Source organism: Aeromonas sp. 602200, assembly GCF_049173895.1.
Lineage (GTDB): Bacteria > Pseudomonadota > Gammaproteobacteria > Enterobacterales > Aeromonadaceae > Aeromonas > Aeromonas veronii_A.
Map to the genome: position 1 here is coordinate 636,341 of NZ_JAAKSL010000001.1, position 19,853 is coordinate 656,193.

Consider the following 19,853-nt stretch of genomic DNA (forward strand, 5'->3'; position numbering starts at 1 on the left):
CACTCGCCCCTGGCGAATGAGATGTGGTTGAACGGGTCATGGGCAACCCGCTCAACCACAGACGAAGGATCATTGACGTCAAACAGCTCAGACACTGAAGCTTTCGCCGCAACCACACTCGCCTTTGGCGTTGGGATTGTTGAACTGGAAGCCCTCGTTGAGGCCCTCCTTGACGAAATCCAGCTCGGTGCCATCCAGATGGATCAGGCTCTTGGCATCGACAATAATCTTGACGCCCTGCTGCTCGAACACCTGATCCTCATCGGTCAGTTCATCAACGAACTCAAGCACGTAGGCCAGACCGGAGCAGCCAGTGGTTTTGACGCCGAGGCGCAGGCCAATGCCCTTGCCCCGGTTAGCCAGAAAAGAGGAAACCCGTGCCGCGGCGGCATCTGTCATGGTAATAGCCATACTGCTCTCCGGCGCTTAGAGACCTTTCTTCTGCTTGTAATCGGCGATGGCGGCCTTGATGGCGTCCTCGGCCAGAATGGAGCAGTGGATCTTCACCGGTGGCAGGGCCAGCTCTTCGGCGATATCGGTGTTCTTGATGCCAGCCGCTTCGTCCAGGGTCTTGCCCTTGACCCATTCGGTCACCAGGGAGCTGGAGGCGATGGCAGAACCGCAGCCGTAGGTCTTGAACTTGGCATCTTCGATGATGCCTTCGTCGCTGATCTTCAATTGCAGCTTCATCACGTCGCCACAAGCGGGCGCACCGACCATGCCGGTTGCAACGCTGGGATCATTCTTGTCAAAACCACCGACGTTGCGAGGATTCTCGTAGTGGTCGATTACTTTTTCACTGTAAGCCATATCTCACTCCTGCTAATTCTGTTGCTCACTGACCCGGTGGATCAGTGATGAGCCCATTCGACCGTGTTCAGATCGACGCCGTCTTTGTACATCTCCCACAGAGGGGACATCTCGCGCAGACGACCGATGGAGTCACGAATAAGCTTGACCGCGTAGTCAATCTCTTCCTCGGTGGTGAAGCGACCCATGCTGAAACGGATGGAGCTGTGTGCCAGCTCGTCGTTCAGACCCAGTGCGCGCAGCACATAGGAAGGTTCCAGGCTGGCGGAGGTACAGGCCGAACCGGAAGAGACCGCCAAATCTTTCAGCGCCATGATGAGGGATTCCCCTTCCACATAGGCAAAGCTGACGTTGAGGTTGCCCGGAACACGTTGCTCCAGATCGCCATTGATGTAGACGGCTTCAATGTCCTTGATGCCATTCCACAGACGCTGGCGCAGTGCCAAGATACGCTCGCCTTCACTCACCATCTCTTCTTTGGCGATGCGGAAAGCTTCGCCCATCCCGACGATCTGGTGGGTCGGCAGAGTACCGGAACGCATGCCGCGCTCGTGGCCGCCACCGTGCATCTGGGCTTCCAGACGAACGCGGGGTTTGCGGCGAACAAACAGTGCACCGATCCCTTTCGGACCGTACACCTTGTGCGCTGAGACGGAGAGCAGGTCCACTTTCAGTGCTTCCACATCTACCGGGATCTTGCCCACACTCTGAACGGCATCCACGTGCAGCAGGATCTTGCGGGAGCGGCACAACTCGCCGATGGCGGCAATGTTCTGAACCACGCCGATTTCGTTGTTCACATGCATGATGCTGACCAGGATGGTGTCATCACGCATGGCATTCTCGATCATCTCGATAGTGAACAGGCCGTTGGGCATCGGCTCAAGATAGGTCACCTCGAACCCTTCACGCTCCAGCTGGCGACAGGTATCGAGCACCGCCTTGTGTTCGGTCTTGGAGGTGATGATGTGTTTGCCCTTGCTGGCATAGAAGTGGGCAACACCCTTGATGGCCAGGTTATTGGATTCGGTCGCACCGGAAGTGAAGACGATCTCGCGGGGATCGGCACCGATCAGATCTGCCACTTGATTACGGGCCAGATCCACCGCCTCTTCGGCTTGCCAGCCAAAGCGGTGAGAACGGGAAGCCGGATTGCCGAACAGGCCATCCATGGTGAGACACTGCATCATTTTTTCTGCGACACGCGGGTCCACCGGACAGGTTGCCGAATAATCAAGGTAAATAGGCAGTTTCATGTTTTTCTCCGTCACAGTCCGGGTCATACAGAGTCCCGCTGTGGAAAGCACGTTTATAGTTGGACTTTCAAGCTCACATCGCCGTGTTCTGCCCGATCAACCAGGGACAACACGGTCTTCATTTGTTCATCTTGCTTGCCGGCAATGCGGCGCACATCGGCCTGGCGTACCAGCTCGGCCAGCGTGATATCCCCGAGGAAGCTGGAGATCCTCTCACTCAGGTCGCGCCACAGGGAGTGAGTCAGGCACTGGGTACCGCCGTGGCAACCGCCCTTGCCGAGGCACTTGGTTGCATCGACCGACTCATCGACCGCGGTGATCACTTGACCCACCGAAATCTCGCCTGGGGCCAACCCGAGGCGATAACCACCGCCCGGGCCACGCACGCTGCTCACCAGACCATGTTTACGCAGGCGGGCAAAGAGCTGCTCGAGATAGGACAACGAGATGCCCTGGCGCTCGGAAATATCGGCAAGGGGGACGGGCCCCTGCTCTGCATGCAGCGCCACGTCGAGCATGGCGGTTACAGCGTAACGTCCTTTTGAAGTCAGTCTCATGTGCCTTACCGTCTTGCGAAGCAATTTAATGGGGCACATGGTCACATACCCGACCAAATCAGTCAAGTATATGGTTGAGTAAATCAGTCGGATTAATCCGGTACGCGCGCTTTCTGCACCGAGGTCAGAATACCGCGCAGAATGTTGAGCTCAGCTGCTTCCGGCCGAGCCCGATTGAACAGGCGACGCAGCTTGCTCATCACATGACCCGGATGGTCATCGGCAATAAAACCGGTCTTCATCAGGGTTTGTTCCAGGTGCTGATAAAACCCTTCCAGCTGGGCGGCACTCGGATAGGCCATCTCCTCTTCAGGCTCGGCGGCCTGCCCCTGCAGCCAGCGCATCCGCACTTCGTAGCAGAGAGTCTGCACCGCCATGGCCAGATTGAGGGAGCTGTAATCAGGATTGGCCGGAATGGCCACGTGGTAGTGGCACTTTTGCAATTCGTCGTTGGTGAGACCAGTGCGTTCACGGCCAAACACCAGCGCGACCGGGTGCTGCATCCCCTCGACTACCGACTTTTCGCCGGCCTCACGGGGATCGAGCATGGGCCAGCTCAGGGTTCGCGAGCGGGCGCTGGTGCCAATCACCAAACCACAATCGGCGATCGCGTCGTCCAGAGTCGGGACGATACGGGCATTGGCAAGCACATCGCTGGCACCAGCCGCCAGGGCGAAGGCATTGTCATCCGGCAAGGCTTGCGGATCAACCAATACCAGCTGGGTCAACCCCATGGTCTTCATGGCGCGTGCCGCAGACCCCATGTTGCCGGTATGAGAGGTGTTTACCAAAACGATACGAATCTGATCCAACATGCCCAGTCAATCTTCAGTCAAAAATGGCGCGCAATTGTAACATAAGAGAACACGATGTTGGCACCGTAAAAGCCGAGCCATTTCAGAACAAAACCACCCGTTTGTATAACAAACCAGCATGAGGGAAGTGAGAGGGGGGGGACTAAACTTGATGGATATCCGATAAACGGCACAGGAGACACCACGCCATGCTTCCTCCCTTTATCTATGAGAGATTGCCCAGCCTCTACCTGCTGGCAGCCATTGCCATTATTACGTTGAGTGAACAGCCCCTGCTCTGGTTTGCAGGCGCCTTGCTGTTTATCGCCGGAGCGGTGACCTGGATGATGCGCTCCAGCTACCGGCGTACCGATCTGATTATCTTTCCGAGCAAACGCTGGCTACAGCCGGAGTGGCTGTATGAAGCGCAACCCTTTATCTGGCTGGCTGCGGGGCTGGCCATGTCACAGCTGCCCGCCCCTGCAGCACTCATCGCCTTGGTGCCCTGTCTGTGGGCCTGTCGTTGCCTCTGGGCACGGCACCATTATCGTCGCCATGCCCATGGGGTGATTGCCCACTTAAGACGGGATCCCGCCCGGCGCCGTCTGCACCGGAGCCTGCGCTGACGCGGTACGGGCGCGTTCGATAAACGTCGCCAGATCCATCAGGGGATACTTCATCAGGCTTGGCAAGCCATCGAGATCCAGACTGTCCATCAGGTTTTTCACCTCAAGACCCAGTTCGGTATCCCCTTCTATCTTCAGCTTACGCTGGAAAAAGAGCGAGTCCGGATCCTCTTTGCGACCAGCGATGAGGATCAGGTCGTTGGCAGTACCGCTGAAGCAGACATCGGCCTTGTCACACTCGCGAGCCACCACCAGCTGGCCATTCTGCTCACTGATAAACCAGCACAACTCCAGATCAGAGACTTCGACTTTCAGCCACTTGTCTGCCAGAAACTCGAAATCACCATCTTCGATAGCCTCTTTGAAAACCCGGGCCAGCAAACTCTCCATCAGCTGCTTTTGCAGATTGAACGGAACCAGCTTGAGGGGATGGCGCAAGAAGCGCGGAGCCTGTTCGACCAGGCGGCGTTGCAGTTGTTGAAACACGATAGACTCCCTTTTTTGCGCATTCAAACACAGGGAGAGTGGCAAGATCCTGTTGGAAATCAAACTTGTGCAGGGTTACCTCAAGAAGGGTAAAGCCACACAAAGCTGCCTCAGGTCAAAAAGCGGGAGTGCATGGCTGCATACAATCAGGGCTCGTTTGCCCTTCATATGCACTCTCGGAGCGTACCAATGGAATTACTCTGTCCGGCAGGCAGTTTGCCGGCACTGAAAACCGCCGTGGATAACGGGGCCGATGCCGTTTATATCGGTTTCAAGGATGACACCAATGCCCGCCACTTTGCCGGTCTCAACTTTACCGACAGCAAACTGGAGAAGGCGGTAGATTATGTGCATCAACATGGTCGCAAGCTGCATATTGCCATCAATACCTTTGCCCATCCCGGGGCCGATGCGCGTTGGAAACAGGCGGTTGATCGCGGGGTGGCCCTCGGCGCCGATGCATTAATCATCGCCGATCTCGCCGTGCTGGAATATGCCAGCCGCCACTACCCCGAGATGGAACTCCATGTCTCGGTGCAGGCCAGCGCCACCAATGCCGCCGCCATTCGCTTCTATCAGCAGCAATTCAATGTCACACGGGTGGTGCTGCCCCGGGTGCTCTCCATGCATCAGGTCAAGCAGCTGGCCCGCGAGACCGATGTTGGCCTTGAGGTATTCGCTTTTGGCAGCCTCTGCATCATGGCCGAGGGGCGCTGCTATCTCTCCTCCTACATGACTGGCGAGAGTCCCAACACCGTCGGCGCCTGCTCACCGGCCAAGTTCGTCCGTTGGGAAGAGACCCCGAATGGTCTCGAGTCGCGGCTCAACGAGGTGCTGATCGACCGCTACGGCCCAGGCGAAAATGCTGGCTATCCGACCCTGTGCAAGGGGCGTTTCGACGTGGATGGCCAGACCTACCACGCGCTGGAAGAGCCCACCAGTCTCAATACCCTGGGTCTCCTGCCCGAGCTCTTCAAGACCGGGATCCAGTCGGTCAAGATTGAAGGGCGCCAGCGCAGCCCCGCTTATGTGGAGCAAGTGACCCGGGTCTGGCGTGCAGCCATCGATGTCTATCAGGCCAATCCCGAGGCCTATCAGGTCAAAGCTGAGTGGGATGCCCAGCTCGCCCGCGTCTCCGAAGGTAGCCAGACTACCCTCGGCGCCTACCATCGTCAGTGGCAATAAGGAGTCCACCCATGCAATTTTCTCTCGGGCCTCTGCTCTTCTACTGGCCCAAAGCCGATACCGAAGCCTTTTACCATGCCGCTGCCGACAGTCAGGCCGACATCATCTATCTGGGGGAGACCGTCTGCAGCAAGCGACGCGAACTCAAAGTCGATGACTGGATTGCGCTGGCCCGTCAGATGGCCTGCTCCGACAAGCAGGTGGTGCTCTCGACCCTCGCCCTTATCTCCGCTCCCTCCGAACTCAAGGAGGTGAAGCGGCTGGTCGACAATGGCGACCTGATGGTCGAAGCCAACGATCTCGGTACAGTGCAACTCGCCTGGGAGGCAGGGATCCCCTTCGTCTGTGGCCCCGCCATCAACGCCTATAACGCCGATGTGCTGCGCATGTTGCTCAAACAGGGGATGAAACGCTGGGTCATGCCGGTGGAGCTCTCCCGTGACTGGCTGATCCAGCTCAATCAGGATCTGGGCTCCCTGCGCGACCAATTTGAGGTGGAGGTGTTTGCCTACGGCCATCTGCCGCTCGCCTACTCGGCGCGCTGCTTCACCGCCCGCTCCCTCGACAAACCGAAAGACAACTGCGAGCTCGCCTGCATCAACTACCCCACCGGACGACTGGCCAACAGCCGCGAGGGGCAGCGGGTGTTCAATCTCAACGGGATCCAGACCCAGTCCGGCTACTGCTACAACCTGGGTAACGAGCTGGCTGGTATGGAAGGTCTGGTAGATGTGGTCAGGCTTTCGCCGCAAGGGATGGAAACGCTGGAGATGCTGGCCCGCTTCAAAGCCAACCGGCAGGGCCAGGCTCCCCTCTCCTTGCAGCAAGGAAGCGACTGCAACGGCTACTGGCACCAGATCCCTGGCATGAGCTTGGTGGAATAAGCCCAAGGGCAAAACATAAGATAATAGCGACCAAAAGGGGGCCATTAGGCCCCCCTTTCTAATCACTCATGTCGATAGTGACTTACTTGGCGCCATGCTGCTCCGCCAGATAGAGCCAGGTATCGACCACTGTATCGGGGTTGAGCGACACCGAGTCAATCCCCTGCTCCACCAGCCAGGCGGCAAAGTCAGGGTGATCGGATGGCCCCTGACCGCAGATCCCCACGTACTTGCCCGCCTTGCGCGCGGCCTGAATCGCCATCGACAGCAGTGCCTTGACCGCCTCGTTGCGCTCGTCGAACAGGTGGGCAATCAGCCCCGAGTCCCGATCCAGCCCAAGGGTGAGCTGGGTCATGTCATTGGAGCCGATGGAGAAGCCATCCACGTGCTCGAGGAACTTGTTTGCCAAGAGGGCATTGCTCGGGATCTCGCACATCATGATCACCTTGAGCCCCCGCTCGCCGCGGCGCAGACCGTTCTCGGCCAGGATGTCGATCACCTGCTCCGCCTCGCCCACGGTGCGCACAAAGGGGATCATCACCTCGACGTTGGTCAACCCCATCACATCGCGTACCCGCTTGATCGCCTCGCACTCGAGGGCAAAGCAGGGGCGGAAGCTGTCGGCGATGTAGCGGGATGCGCCACGAAAACCGATCATCGGGTTCTCCTCGTGGGGTTCGTAGCCACGACCGCCCACCAGATTGGCGTACTCGTTGGACTTGAAGTCCGACATCCGCACGATCACCCGCTCCGGCCAGAAGGCGGCCCCCAGAGTGGCGATCCCCTCGGTCAGCTTGGCCACATAGAACTCCCGCGGGCTGTCGTAACCGGCGATCATCTTGCCGATGGTGGTCTGCAGCTCTGGGGTTTGCTGGTCAAACTCCAGCAGCGCCTTGGGGTGCACGCCGATCATCCGGTTGATGATGAATTCAAGGCGCGCCAGCCCAACCCCTGCATTGGGCAACTGGGCAAAGTCGAAAGCGCGGTCCGGGTTGCCGACGTTCATCATGATCTTGATGGGCAGGCGCGGCATATTGCCCACCTCGGTCACCGCCACATCGAAGTCCAGCTCGCCGTCATAGATAAAACCGGTATCCCCTTCCGCACAGGAGACGGTGATCCGCTGGCCCGGCTGAATATGGTCGGTGGCGTTGCCACAGCCGACCACCGCCGGAATGCCCAGCTCGCGAGCGATAATGGCGGCGTGACAGGTGCGGCCTCCCCGGTTGGTGACGATGGCGGAGGCCCGCTTCATGATGGGCTCCCAGTCCGGGTCGGTCATGTCGGTAACCAGCACGTCGCCGGGTTGCACTTCGTCCATCTGGCTGATGGAGGAGATGACCCGCGCCGGGCCCGCGCCAATCTTGTGACCGATAGCCCGCCCCTCGATCAGCACCTTGCCCGCTTGCTTGAGGGCAAAACGCTCGAGGGTGTTGGCCTCCTGGCGGCTGCGCACGGTTTCCGGGCGGGCCTGCACGATATAGAGCTGGCCATCCTGACCATCCTTGGCCCACTCGATGTCCATCGGGCGGCCATAGTGCTGCTCAATGATGAGGGCCTGTTTCGCCAGCGCCATCACCTCCTCATCGCTGATGCAGAAGCGGCTGCGCTCGGCCTCATTGGTGTCGACAATCTTCACCTGACGGCCATGACCGGCATCGTCAGAGTAGGTCATCTTGATAAGCTTGGAGCCGAGGGTCTTGCGTACCACCGCCGGGCGGCCCCCCTTGAGGGTCGGCTTGTGCACATAGAACTCGTCCGGGTTGACCGCGCCCTGCACCACCATCTCGCCAAGACCATGGGCGCCGGTGATAAAGACCACGTCGTTGAAACCGGACTCGGTATCCAGGGTAAACATGACGCCGGAGGCGGCGAGATCCGAGCGCACCATCCGCTGCACCCCGGCCGAGAGGGCAACACCCTTGTGGTCGTAGCCCTGATGCACCCGATAGGAGATGGCGCGATCGTTGAACAGAGAAGCAAACACATGCTTGACCGCCGTCATGACGGCATCGATGCCACGTACGTTGAGGAAGGTCTCCTGCTGACCGGCAAAGGAGGCGTCCGGCATATCCTCGGCGGTGGCGGAGGAGCGCACCGCAAACGAGGCCTCGACACCGGCACTCAACTTTTCATAGGCAACCCGGATAGCCTGCTCCAGCTCGGGCTGGAACGGGGCTTCGATCACCCAATCGCGGATCTGCTGACCGGCCCGGTTGAGGGCGGCGATATCGTCCACGTCGAGATTGTCGAGCAGATGGTGGATCTTGCCGTTGAGGCCGCTTGACTCCAGAAACTCGTTAAACGCAAAGGCGGTGGTGGCAAAGCCCCCCGGCACGGATACGCCGGCGCCAGAGAGGTTGCTGATCATCTCGCCAAGGGATGCGTTCTTGCCGCCAACTCGTTCTACGTCCTGCATTCCGAGTTGTTCGTACCAGAGCACGTACTGTTGCACTTGGATGTCTCCAGGTTGGTGGGCACCGATGCCATAGCACCTCGTGCGCCCGATTTAATCGATGAGGTTATGGGTAAGTCAGGTGCGTTATTGTCTGTTTCTTTTGTTGCCAACGACAATGAAAACGTTTTCTACTGATTTTCAAAAAAATCCCCGAGCAAGAGTTGGGGATGGTCGAATGACCGGAACATTCTACAATGGCGACACAAAAAGATAACGATTCAGGTTTGCAAGCCACTTCACAACTTGGGCACAGCAGACCGGTTGACAAAACAGGTATGGTTTCGGGAGATACTTCTCACCCCTTACCCCATGCGACCCCACCCGCGGTATCACAGGAGCCCTACGTGCACACCGTATTTTATGTTTCAGACGGAACCGCCATCACCGCCGAAGTGTTCGGCCACGCGGTACTGAGCCAGTTTCCGCTGGCCTTCGAGCAGATCACTATCCCCTTTGTGGAGACACTGGAGAAAGCCCGTCAGGTACGGATGCGGATCGACGAGCAGTTTCGCCAGACCGGGGTACGCCCCATTCTGTTTCACACCATCGTCGACCCGCTGGTACGGGAAGAGGTACTGAAATCGGAGGCGTGCGGCCACGACTTTCTCAATACCTTCGTCAGCCCGCTGGAGCAGGAGCTGGGGGTCAAAGCCGAGCCCCGCCTCCACCGCACCCACGGCATGGAGAACCGCAAGCTCTATGACGATCGCATCGAGGCGGTCAACTTCGCACTTGCCAACGACGATGGCATCACCACCAGGGAGTACGATGAGGCGGACATCATCCTGATCGGGGTCTCCCGCTGCGGCAAGACCCCCACCAGCCTCTATCTGGCGCTGCAGTTTGGCATTCGCGCCGCCAACTACCCCTTTATCGAGCAGGACATGGGGATGCTGGAGCTGCCCGCCCCCCTCAAGGCCAACCGTCACAAGCTGTTTGGCCTCACCATAGCGCCGCAGCGGCTGCACGAGATCCGTAACCAGCGCCGTGCCAACAGCCGCTACTCCTCCATCGAACAGTGCGAGCAGGAGCTGGCCTGCGTGGAGCGACTGTTTCGCCAGGAGGCGATCCGCTTCCTGGATACCAGCTCCCACTCGGTGGAGGAGATCAGCGCCAAGGTTCTCGAGGCAACCGGTCTGCGCCGCCAGCTCTGTTAAGCCAGCTTGACAGCTATCGGCATCAACAAAAGATAAAAATTACAGTGTCGCGGCGAAAGTCAGCTGTGGCGAACTGCAATTCACATAGATGGCAGTGAAAAGCATGGATAAAAAGGGATAAGCACCACAAATACTTGTCCCTCTTCTTGTCGACCTTGGCGTTGTGCCCTTGTCACCCGCTGCCAGTTAGCCGCTATTCGATTCCGTTCTGCTGCGCTCGGCAAACAGCCAGCGTTCACTAACGATTGAGCTCAGGGTTGTTCATCAACCGGGCATAGAAAGCCAGCAAACCGTGGCGCAGGCGAACCCGCTCCGCCAGCCAGCCGCCAACGAGCGCCCCCGTTACCCCACCCACCAGCAACAGCGACTGCCAGTAGTGCAGCAACTCCTGGTCACCGAGTAACAGCCAACCCAGCAGCATGGTGGCGGCCACCAGCAACAACAGCGGACTGGCGGCAATCCCTAACCAGATCGCCACCAGCACACTCCGGGCAACCCCTTGTTGCAGCACGCTTTCGCGTTCCCTGTGATCCAACTCCCTGCACTCTTCCTTGCATTCTTCCCTGCACTCTCGCTTGTTTGGCATCATTTGCATCCATTTGTGGCTTGGCACCACAAAAGCACACCAACAAGACAAAATGTCAATAAAACAGAATTCGATTGAACAAACATCAACCAAAAACTACCAAGAAGCCACTTCAGATCATGAAAAAGCTGCATTTGGTACAAAACACGGCCATTAGAGATGGAAAACAGGTGCATTCATGGCGGATTATCACTATTCTGCTTCGGTTGCCAGCCAACACTAAAAATTGAAAATGGCATGGCGTAACGAAATAAATACAGCTTTCGTCAGGTTTTGGCTACGCACTGCGGCCTGCTCAGGATGAGCCCAACACCGACCAGAGACAACAGAGACGTAAGGACAGACCCATGGATTTGAAACAAGACGGTGAGGAGCTGAAGCGCGGCCTTAAAAACCGCCACATTCAGTTGATTGCTTTGGGCGGCGCCATCGGCACCGGCCTCTTTCTGGGCATTGCCCAAACCATCAAGATGGCAGGCCCCTCAGTCCTGCTGGGGTATGCCATCGGCGGCTTTATCGCCTTCCTGATCATGCGCCAGCTCGGTGAAATGGTGGTGGAAGAGCCGGTAGCCGGCTCCTTCAGCCACTTTGCCTACAAATACTGGGGTGAGTTTGCCGGTTTTGCGTCCGGCTGGAACTACTGGGTGCTCTACGTGCTGGTGAGCATGGCCGAGCTGACCGCGGTGGGCATCTATGTCCAGTACTGGTGGCCCGAGATCCCGACCTGGATGTCGGCAGCCTTCTTCTTCGTGCTGATCAACGCCATCAACCTCTCCAACGTCAAAGCGTTTGGCGAAATGGAGTTCTGGTTCGCCATCATCAAGGTGGTCGCCATCATCGGCATGATTGGCTTTGGCGGCTATCTGCTCCTCTCCGGTGCCGGCGGCCCCGAGGCAAGCGTCACCAACCTGTGGGCCCAAGGCGGCTTCTTCCCCAACGGCATCAGCGGTCTGGTGATGGCGATGGCGGTGATCATGTTCTCCTTCGGCGGTCTGGAGCTGGTGGGCATTACCGCCGCCGAAGCGGACAACCCAGAAAAGAGCATTCCCAAGGCCACCAATCAGGTGATCTACCGCATCCTCATCTTCTACATCGGCGCTCTGGCTATCCTGATGTCCCTCTACCCCTGGGGTAAAGTGGTGGAAGGCGGTAGCCCGTTCGTAATGATTTTCCACGCTCTGGACAGCAATCTGGTCGCCACCGTGCTCAACATCGTGGTACTGACGGCGGCACTCTCGGTCTACAACAGTTGCGTCTACTGCAACAGCCGGATGCTGTTCGGGCTGGCCAAACAGGGCAACGGCCCGAAAGCCCTGCTCAAGACCAACAAGAGCGGCGTGCCGCTGGTGGCCCTCTCGGTCTCGGCCATCGCCACCCTGCTCTGCGTGCTGATCAACTACCTGATGCCGGGCAAGGCGTTCGGTCTGCTGATGGCGCTGGTGGTCTCCGCACTGGTGATCAACTGGGCGATGATTAGCCTCGCGCACCTCAAGTTCCGCAAGGCCAAGGTCGCAGAAGGCGTCCAGCCCAAGTTCAAGGCGTTCTGGTATCCCTTCGGCAACTATCTCTGCCTCGCGTTCATGGCTGGCATTCTGGTGATCATGTATATGACCCCCGATTTCCGCATCTCGGTCGAACTGATCCCCGCCTGGCTGGTGGTACTGGGTATTGGCTTTGTCATCAAGCGCAAAGGACAAGCTCAAAGCAAGGTCGCAGCCAATCTGGGTTAATGCCCGAATCTAGCGACATCAATGCAAAACGCCGATCACATGATCGGCGTTTTTTTATTGCGCGCAGCGCAACTGACCGCACTACTAGCAGCCATAGCCCTCAGGAAGACAGCTCTTGCCTTTGATCTTGCCGATGCTCCGGGCTGTTGACGCAACACTCATCGCGGAAAAAGGCGATGATCTCCTCCAACACCGCGTATTGAGAGACGCAAAGCAGGGTGCGACTCTCCCGGTTTTGCTTCACCAGCCCCACCGAGACCAGCGCCGCAATATGGTGGCTGAGGGTGGAAGCGGGGATCGCCAGCTGCTTTTGCAGCTCCCCCACCGGCAGCCCCTGCTCTCCCGCCTTGACCAGATGCTTGAAGATAAACAGCCGGGTCGGATGACCCAGCTCTTTCAATGCCTTGGCGACCTCTTCCAGTTGCATCTCTGCGCCCTCCACGAATTTGATATTTCGATAATACCAGAAATATCTTGACCGGCCATTCATTTCGATTATTTTGGAAATATAGAAACCAAGTGAGGATACGACAATGAATGAGTGGTTAACCATGCTGACCGATGCAGCCCAGATGTTCCTGTTTCTGGCTGTCGAGCTGTCGGTGCTGTTTCTGGTCATTAGCGCCGGGGTCAGTCTGATCCGTCAGAAGATCCCCGACGAGAAGATCCAGCGGATGCTGGGGGCGCGCCATGGCAAGGGCTATCTGCTCTCAGCCCTGCTCGGCGCCGTCACCCCCTTTTGCAGCTGCTCCACCATCCCGATGCTGAGAGGACTACTCTCGGCCAAGGCTGGCTTTGGCCCCACCCTCACCTTCCTGTTTATTTCGCCCCTGCTGAACCCCATCATCGTCGGCTTGATGTGGGCCACCTTCGGCTGGAAAGTGACCCTGCTCTACGCCGTGATCGCCGCCAGCGTCTCCGTCATGGCGAGCATGCTGCTCGACAGATTGGGGTTCGAGCGCCATGTCATCGACCCCAAAGAGGCCACCCCCTCTTGCGGTAGCGGCTGTGGCCCGGCGACCCGCACCACCACTCAAGCACATTGCAGTGACAACCAACGCGGCGTCATTCGCGCAATCAAACCCCTCAACGGGGCAGCGTGCTGCCCGGCACCTCAACCAGAGATGGCAGAACAGGCCACCCTCTCCTGCTGCGGCGATGGCACGGCAGTCCTGACCAGAGCACCACAGCTCCCCACCGCCTGGGGCAAAGCTCGCATTGATGCCTGGCAGCAGTTCAAAGCGGTATTGCCCTTCCTGCTGCTGGGGGTGCTCATCGGCTCGTTTATTTACGGTTTTATTCCGGCCGAGTGGATCGCCGCCCATGCTGGCGCCGACAACCCGCTGGCCATCCCCTTCAGCGCCATCGTCGGGATCCCGCTCTACATCCGTGCCGAGGCCGTGATCCCGCTGGCGTCGGTACTGCTGGGCAAAGGGATGGGAATGGGCGCCGTCATGGCGCTGATCATCGGCAGTGCCGGTGCCAGCCTGACCGAGGTGATCCTGCTCAAATCGATGTTCAAAACCCCGATGATTGCGGCCTTCCTTACCGTGATCCTCGGCATGGCGATCCTGATGGGCTACCTGACGCAACTGCTGTTTTAAGTCGCCCATCATTAAACAGACAGGGTGTTAAGCCAGCTGAGTGTGAAACCATCAGGCTTCCCATAGACAAAACGCCGATCAACTGATCGGCGTTTGTCTATTCCGTACGGCAATCTGCAACCGGCGTTACAGATATTGCCCGACGATGGGGAGCAGATCCTCGACGTCACGGGCGATATGGTCGGGTTGGTGTTCCCAGCGCTCCGGGGTCGCGCGGCTATAGGCGACAGCCACCGAGATCACACGGCTCTGCTCGCCAAGCGCCCCTTGCAAATGACGAGCAAACTGCACATCCGCTTCATGATCACCGATATAGATGAGCGACGGACACCTGGCTGGGCCGAAGATAGACTCCAGACATTTGAGGCCGCCGAAAGGGTGTTTTTTGCTACTGTGCGGGCACGTCATCGTAGCCAGCCACGGCCTTGAACTGGCTGTTCACACCATGCAGTTCAAGCACACGGAGAAGGGTTTTTAGGCGTTTTTCGAACAAATGCCATGGGAAATGGCAGAGAAATGGTCAATCACCACCTCCAGCTCCTAAAAAATGCACCTAAGTCCCTGTCTCTCCTGATGTTTGGCTCACAGACTGCCAGCCTGCACCATCTCGTCCCGCGACAAACCGTAGTAATCCCTATAGAGATCCTGCCAGTTCTTGGCGGCGTGATTGGCATGGTGATACTCCGCTTCGCTGCGCAGATAACGAGGTAACTGATCGCCGGTCAGATGGGGGGCGACCTCAGCCAGGATCTGCTTGGCGATATCGATATTCTGCGGCACCGAATTGACCAGGGTGCCGTCATAATTCCATAAAATCGCCCCCAACTTAATTGCCTTACCTGTATCGCTGCGTGGCTATAAGTCATGCGATGTTACTTGGCTTGCGTCCCCCGCCAAACCGTTGCGATGGAAGATGTGTAGATGCCCCTGCTAGGCGCAGAACAGTTAATGAGCAACAACACAATAAAATGAGCAGCCTCTGCCATACTCAGACGATGCATTCCGTTATGGTAAAACCGGAGCCTGATCATGGTAACCAACACACCTCACACTACAGATACCGAAGTTGAATTTACCGACAACGTCCAGTTGGTATCGACCACCGATCTCAAAGGGGACATCACCTACGCCAATCCGGCGTTTTGTCAGGTGGCAGGCTATCGCCTGGAAGAGATGCTGGGACAACATCACAACCTGGTACGCCACCCAGACATGCCCAAGGCGGCATTCGCCGATCTCTGGGCCCATCTAAAAGCGGGCAAGCCGTGGCGGGGCATAGTCAAAAACCGCTGCAAGGATGGTAGCTATTACTGGGTTGATGCTTATGTCACCCCGATCTATGAAGATGGCAAGATGGTGGGTTACCAATCCGTTCGTTGCCGACCCTCCGCAGAGCACAAAGCGCGTGCCAACAAGATGTACAAAACCCTTAAGGCACGCGAAACCGGCTCCGCCATTCACATGGGGCAGCGCCTGCTCACTCCGGCCATCATGACCATCCCCCTGCTGCTCGTCAGCGTGATCAGCGCGCTCTGGCTGCTCACACCACTGCAGGCGCTCTGGATCATCATTCCCCTATTGGCCACCCTCTGGTTCAACCGTAATGCGCTCTTCCTCACACCGCGATTCTTGCAACAGCTTGAGCAGGACTACGACAGCATCAGCCGCCTGATCTTCTCGGGGGATGCCCCCCACAGCATTGCCGATTTCCATATCAAGCTCTGGCAAGCCAGAATCCGTACCGTGCTGGGAAGAGTCGATGACACCACACTCTCGCTCAATGCCATGGCCAACAATTTGAGTGGTTCGGCCGCACTGGCCAGCAGGGATATCTCCTCACAGGATATGCAAATTCAGCAAGTCGCCACCGCAGTTACCCAGATGGCATCAGCTGCCGAAGAGATCAGCCGCAATATTCAGGACAGCAACCAGCAGATCGAAGAGGCGCGCAACCATTGCATCACCACCAGCAATCAGCTTTCCGATGCGGGAGAAGAGATGTCGGCACTGGCTACCCAGGCAGAGCAGGCCTTCCAGTCAGCCGTCGAGCTGGCAAGCGAGTCCGAACGGATCGGCAGCATCATGAGTGAAATTCGCGGGATTGCGGATCAAACCAACCTGCTGGCACTCAATGCCTCCATTGAAGCAGCGCGGGCGGGCGATCAGGGACGCGGCTTTGCAGTGGTGGCTGACGAGGTACGCAGCCTGTCGACCAGAACCCATAGAGCAACAGAGCAGATCCAGAGCAGCATTGGTCATATCCAGCAAACCCTCGGGGGATGGAAAGAGATGATGCATCTCAATGTGACCAGAACCAATGATTGCCTCGCAACCACTCGGGCAAGCACCGGCAACCTGAATCAGGTCGTGATCGAAATAGACAAGGTCTCTGATTTTTCCAATCAAGTTTCCGCTGCAGCGACCCAGCAGCAAGCGGTGATCGAGGAGATCTGTCGTAATATCAATCAGATATCCTCACTTTCTCACGATAACAGCCTCAAAATCGATCAGGTCAGTAAAACCAGTGCCAACTTGCAGAGCAAAGCGAGCCAGCTCAAGGACCTAAGCCGGACATTCGGATAGCAGCATGCAGATAAAGTCCATGTAAACGAAGGGCCACCCGTCTGGGTGGCCCTGTTGTTTATACGGCTTAACTGTTGCTCCTGGACGCCACTTACTTGGCGTAATCCTCAGTCGGGATACAGGAGCAGAACAGGTTGCGATCCCCGTAGACATCGTCGATGCGGTTCACAGAGGGCCACAGCTTGCTGGCGCGCACGGCGTCGGACGGGAAGACCGCCTCGGCGCGGCTGTAGCCACGGGACCACTCTGAATCCATCACGTCGTCCTGGGTGTGCGGCGCATGGACCAGCGGGTTGTCGGTGAGGCTCCAGTGGCCGTCCTGCACCTTGGCGATCTCGGCACGGATGGCGGTCATCGCCTCCACGAAGCGGTCCAGCTCGCGCTTGGATTCCGATTCGGTCGGCTCGACCATCAGGGTACCCGCTACCGGGAAGCTCATGGTCGGCGCGTGGAAGCCGTAGTCCATCAGCCGCTTGGCCACGTCCATCTCGCTGATGCCGGAAGCTTCTTTGAGCGGGCGGATATCCAGGATGCACTCGTGGGCCACCCGACCGTTGCGGCCGGAGTAGAGCACGGGGAAGGATTCACCCAGCTTCTTGGCCAGGTAGTTGGCGTTGAGGATGGCCACCTGGGTGGATTTCTTCAGCCCCTCGTCGCCCAGCATGGCGATATACATCCAGCTGATGGGCAGGATGCTGGCCGAGCCAAACGGTGCCGCCGACACGGCGCCGTTGTTGCGGCTCTCCTTGTCGGTCTTGACCACGGCGTGACCGGCTACGAACGGTGCCAGGTGTTTCTTCACGCCGATGGGGCCCATGCCCGGGCCACCACCGCCGTGAGGAATGGCGAAGGTCTTGTGCAGGTTGAGGTGCGACACATCCGCCCCGATAAAGCCCGGCGCCGTCAGCCCGACTTGCGCATTCATGTTGGCGCCGTCCAGATAGACCTGACCACCGTGCTGGTGAACGATGTCGCACACCTCCTTGATGGTCTCCTCGTACACCCCGTGGGTGGAGGGATAGGTCACCATCAGACAGGAGAGCTGATCCCCCGCCTCGGCCGCCTTGGCGCGCAGATCGTCCAGATCCACGTTGCCGGACTTGTCACAGGCGGTGACGATCACCTTGAGCCCCGCCATCTGGGCAGAGGCGGGGTTGGTACCGTGGGCAGAAGCTGGGATCAGGCAGATGTCGCGATGCCCTTCACCACGGGACTCGTGGTACTTCTTGATGGCGAGCAGACCCGCGTACTCGCCCTGGGCACCTGAGTTGGGCTGCATGCAGACCGCATCGTAACCGGTCACCTTCACCAGCCAGTTTTCGAGGTCGGCCAGCAGCAGTTGGTAGCCCTTGGCCTGTGCCAGCGGGGCGAACGGGTGCAACTTGCCGAACTCGGGCCAGGTCACCGGGATCATCTCGGCGGTGGCGTTGAGCTTCATGGTGCAGGAGCCCAAGGAGATCATGGCGTAGTTGAGCGCCAGATCCTTGGCTTCGAGACGGTGGATATAACGCAACATCTCGGTTTCGGAGTGGTACTTGTTGAACACCTCGTGGGTCAGCACGGCGTCGGTGCGCAGCAGATCCTGCGGGATGGCGTGATGGGCCTGCGCCGCCTTGTCGAGAGCCTCGAGCTCCAGTCCGTGACCTTGACCGAGGAAGAGATCGAACAGCTCGGCCACATCGCCGCGGGTGGTGGTTTCAGAGAGGGACACCCCTACCGCACCGTCGAGATCGGCGCGCAGGTTGATGCCGAGCCCCTCGGCCTTGGCAATGAGTGCTTCTTTATCTGCCGTCAGCACGGTCAGGGTATCGAACCAGCTGGCATGCTTGAGGGCCACGCCCTTGGCCTTGAGGCCGAGCGCCAGAATGGTGGTGAGACGGTGCACACGGGAGGCGATGGTTTTCAGCCCCACCGGGCCGTGATAGACGGCGTAGAAGCTTGCCATGTTGGCCAGCAGCACCTGAGCAGTACAGATGTTGGAGTTGGCCTTCTCGCGGCGGATATGCTGCTCGCGGGTCTGCATCGCCATGCGCAGCGCGGCCTTGCCACGGGCATCCTTGGAGACACCAATGATGCGGCCCGGCATGGAGCGCTTGTAGGCATCACGGGTGGCGAAGAAGGCGGCATGTGGGCCACCGTAACCCATGGGCACACCAAAGCGCTGGGCGGAGCCCAACACCACATCGGCGCCCAGCTCGCCCGGGGATTTGAGCAGCAGCAGGGAGAGCAGGTCGGCGCTGACGCAGGCCAGCCCTTTCTGGGCCTGTACCGCGGCAATCAGGGCGCGCAGATCTTTCACCTCACCTGTGGTGGTGGGGTACTGGAACAGGGCACCGAACACCTCTTCGCTCACTGCATCGCTGGCGGCGCCAACCGCCACGTCGAAACCGAAGTGAACCGCACGCTCCTTGACCACGTCGATCACCTGCGGATGCACGTCATCGGCCACGAAGAAGAGGTTGGATTTGGACTTGGCCATCCGCTTGGCCAGCGCCATCGCCTCGGCGGCGGCGGTCGCTTCATCCAGCAGGGAGGCACTGGCCAGATCCATGCCGGTGAGATCCAGCGTCAGCTGCTGGAAGTTGAGCAGGGCTTCGAGACGGCCCTGTGCCAGCTCGGGCTGATAGGGGGTGTAGGCGGTATACCAACCCGGATTTTCCAGCACATTGCGCAAAATGACGTGGGGCACATGGGTATCGTGATAACCCATGCCGATATAGCTCTTGGCAATCTTGTTCTGAGCGGCATAGCCCTTGAGCTTGGCCAGCGCCTCCACCTCGGTCATGCCGGCACCGATGCCGAGCGGGCCCGGCAGGCGAATGGCGGCAGGCACGGTCTGTTCAATCAAATCGTCCAGGCTTTCGGCCCCGACGGTCGCCAGCAGCTGGCGCAGCTCTTCCTCGCCCGGGCCGATATGGCGGCGGACAAAATCGGTTTTTTGCTCGAGTTCAAACAGTGACTGGGTCATTTCCCTATTTCCTGATAAATAAGTCCTGGCATGACATCCTGATAACCAAGACCTGATGTTCCTGATCGTCGGCTGATACCGACTCCACTCATGTTCTGGGTCCCGCAGACAAGGTGCGGCACCGGATGCTGCGGCAGCATCAAGAGGGGATCGCCTTGTTGCGGACCGG

At 58.5% G+C, this 19,853-nt stretch carries 19 protein-coding genes; 7 read left to right on the forward strand and 12 right to left on the reverse strand.

Going from position 1 to position 19,853, the window contains the following annotated elements; genetic code table 11:
* Positions 1-87: 87 nt before the first annotated feature.
* The 5 genes from iscA to trmJ all read right to left on the reverse strand — a co-directional run bounded on the left by iscA (position 88) and on the right by trmJ (position 3,438).
* A complete protein-coding gene (gene iscA, locus G5221_RS02700; RefSeq protein WP_005333812.1) occupies positions 88-411 on the reverse strand; it encodes an iron-sulfur cluster assembly protein IscA in 324 nt (107 codons plus the stop codon).
* A gap of 15 nt (positions 412-426) precedes the next feature.
* Complete coding sequence (iscU, locus tag G5221_RS02705; RefSeq protein WP_005333813.1) at positions 427-810, reverse strand: Fe-S cluster assembly scaffold IscU; 384 nt, start codon at positions 808-810, stop codon at positions 427-429.
* Positions 811-851: 41 nt separating this feature from the next.
* Positions 852-2,066 carry an IscS subfamily cysteine desulfurase gene (locus G5221_RS02710; RefSeq protein ID WP_013723838.1) on the reverse strand — a complete coding sequence of 405 codons (1,215 nt, stop codon included), beginning with the start codon at positions 2,064-2,066 and terminating at the stop codon, positions 852-854.
* A gap of 53 nt (positions 2,067-2,119) precedes the next feature.
* Positions 2,120-2,623: a Fe-S cluster assembly transcriptional regulator IscR gene (gene iscR / locus G5221_RS02715; protein WP_026035025.1), complete on the reverse strand. Its 504-nt coding sequence runs from the start codon at positions 2,621-2,623 to the stop codon at positions 2,120-2,122.
* 92 nt (positions 2,624-2,715) lie between these two features.
* On the reverse strand, positions 2,716-3,438 hold the full coding sequence (gene trmJ, locus G5221_RS02720) for a tRNA (cytosine(32)/uridine(32)-2'-O)-methyltransferase TrmJ (RefSeq protein WP_127006452.1): 723 nt from the start codon (positions 3,436-3,438) through the stop codon (positions 2,716-2,718).
* A 188-nt stretch (positions 3,439-3,626) separates the two neighbouring features.
* Between trmJ and G5221_RS02725 the strand changes: the two genes are divergently transcribed.
* Positions 3,627-4,043, forward strand: a complete 417-nt coding sequence (locus tag G5221_RS02725) for a hypothetical protein (protein ID WP_139474391.1) — start codon at positions 3,627-3,629, stop codon at positions 4,041-4,043.
* On the opposite strand, the gene ubiT is transcribed toward G5221_RS02725, so the two are convergent.
* Positions 3,996-4,529: a ubiquinone anaerobic biosynthesis accessory factor UbiT gene (ubiT, locus tag G5221_RS02730; protein ID WP_101530750.1), complete on the reverse strand. Its 534-nt coding sequence runs from the start codon at positions 4,527-4,529 to the stop codon at positions 3,996-3,998. The two genes, G5221_RS02725 and ubiT, sit on opposite strands and share 48 nt — an antisense overlap.
* 189 nt (positions 4,530-4,718) lie before the next feature.
* Here ubiT and ubiU point away from each other — a divergent pair, with 189 nt between their 5' ends.
* Positions 4,719-5,714 (forward strand): ubiquinone anaerobic biosynthesis protein UbiU, encoded by a 996-nt coding sequence (gene ubiU / locus G5221_RS02735; protein ID WP_421262768.1) that lies wholly within the window; start codon positions 4,719-4,721, stop codon positions 5,712-5,714.
* 11 nt (positions 5,715-5,725) lie between these two features.
* Positions 5,726-6,598: a U32 family peptidase gene (locus G5221_RS02740; RefSeq protein ID WP_421262769.1), complete on the forward strand. Its 873-nt coding sequence runs from the start codon at positions 5,726-5,728 to the stop codon at positions 6,596-6,598.
* A gap of 82 nt (positions 6,599-6,680) precedes the next feature.
* Here G5221_RS02740 and ppsA read toward each other — a convergent pair whose 3' ends face one another.
* Positions 6,681-9,053, reverse strand: coding sequence for a phosphoenolpyruvate synthase (ppsA, locus tag G5221_RS02745; RefSeq protein WP_270817062.1), 2,373 nt, complete (start codon positions 9,051-9,053; stop codon positions 6,681-6,683).
* 347 nt (positions 9,054-9,400) lie between these two features.
* On the opposite strand from ppsA, the gene ppsR reads away from it, so the two are divergent.
* The gene (ppsR, locus tag G5221_RS02750; RefSeq protein ID WP_005333888.1) at positions 9,401-10,213 is read left to right on the forward strand and encodes a posphoenolpyruvate synthetase regulatory kinase/phosphorylase PpsR; all 813 of its coding nucleotides are present in this window, start codon (positions 9,401-9,403) and stop codon (positions 10,211-10,213) included.
* A 238-nt stretch (positions 10,214-10,451) separates the two neighbouring features.
* Here ppsR and G5221_RS02755 read toward each other — a convergent pair whose 3' ends face one another.
* Entirely contained in the window at positions 10,452-10,748 is a 297-nt protein-coding gene (locus tag G5221_RS02755) for a hypothetical protein (RefSeq protein ID WP_234881650.1), read from the reverse strand.
* 398 nt (positions 10,749-11,146) lie between these two features.
* Between G5221_RS02755 and G5221_RS02760 the strand changes: the two genes are divergently transcribed.
* Complete coding sequence (locus G5221_RS02760; protein ID WP_005352966.1) at positions 11,147-12,529, forward strand: amino acid permease; 1,383 nt, start codon at positions 11,147-11,149, stop codon at positions 12,527-12,529.
* 100 nt (positions 12,530-12,629) lie between these two features.
* On the opposite strand, the gene G5221_RS02765 is transcribed toward G5221_RS02760, so the two are convergent.
* On the reverse strand, positions 12,630-12,956 hold the full coding sequence (locus G5221_RS02765) for an ArsR/SmtB family transcription factor (protein WP_042053131.1): 327 nt from the start codon (positions 12,954-12,956) through the stop codon (positions 12,630-12,632).
* Positions 12,957-13,062: 106 nt separating this feature from the next.
* On the opposite strand from G5221_RS02765, the gene G5221_RS02770 reads away from it, so the two are divergent.
* Entirely contained in the window at positions 13,063-14,133 is a 1,071-nt protein-coding gene (locus tag G5221_RS02770) for a permease (protein WP_323905664.1), read from the forward strand.
* A 126-nt stretch (positions 14,134-14,259) separates the two neighbouring features.
* Here the strand turns inward: G5221_RS02770 and G5221_RS02775 are convergent, their stop codons facing one another.
* Both G5221_RS02775 and G5221_RS02780 read right to left on the reverse strand, forming a co-directional pair.
* Entirely contained in the window at positions 14,260-14,424 is a 165-nt protein-coding gene (locus G5221_RS02775) for a hypothetical protein (RefSeq protein ID WP_204381166.1), read from the reverse strand.
* Between the two features lie 291 nt (positions 14,425-14,715).
* Positions 14,716-14,958: an HAD family hydrolase gene (locus G5221_RS02780; protein ID WP_216953957.1), complete on the reverse strand. Its 243-nt coding sequence runs from the start codon at positions 14,956-14,958 to the stop codon at positions 14,716-14,718.
* A gap of 204 nt (positions 14,959-15,162) precedes the next feature.
* Between G5221_RS02780 and G5221_RS02785 the strand changes: the two genes are divergently transcribed.
* Positions 15,163-16,716: a methyl-accepting chemotaxis protein gene (locus G5221_RS02785; protein ID WP_421262770.1), complete on the forward strand. Its 1,554-nt coding sequence runs from the start codon at positions 15,163-15,165 to the stop codon at positions 16,714-16,716.
* 91 nt (positions 16,717-16,807) lie between these two features.
* On the opposite strand, the gene gcvP is transcribed toward G5221_RS02785, so the two are convergent.
* Positions 16,808-19,684: an aminomethyl-transferring glycine dehydrogenase gene (gcvP, locus tag G5221_RS02790; RefSeq protein WP_421262771.1), complete on the reverse strand. Its 2,877-nt coding sequence runs from the start codon at positions 19,682-19,684 to the stop codon at positions 16,808-16,810.
* Positions 19,685-19,853: the final 169 nt, after the last annotated feature.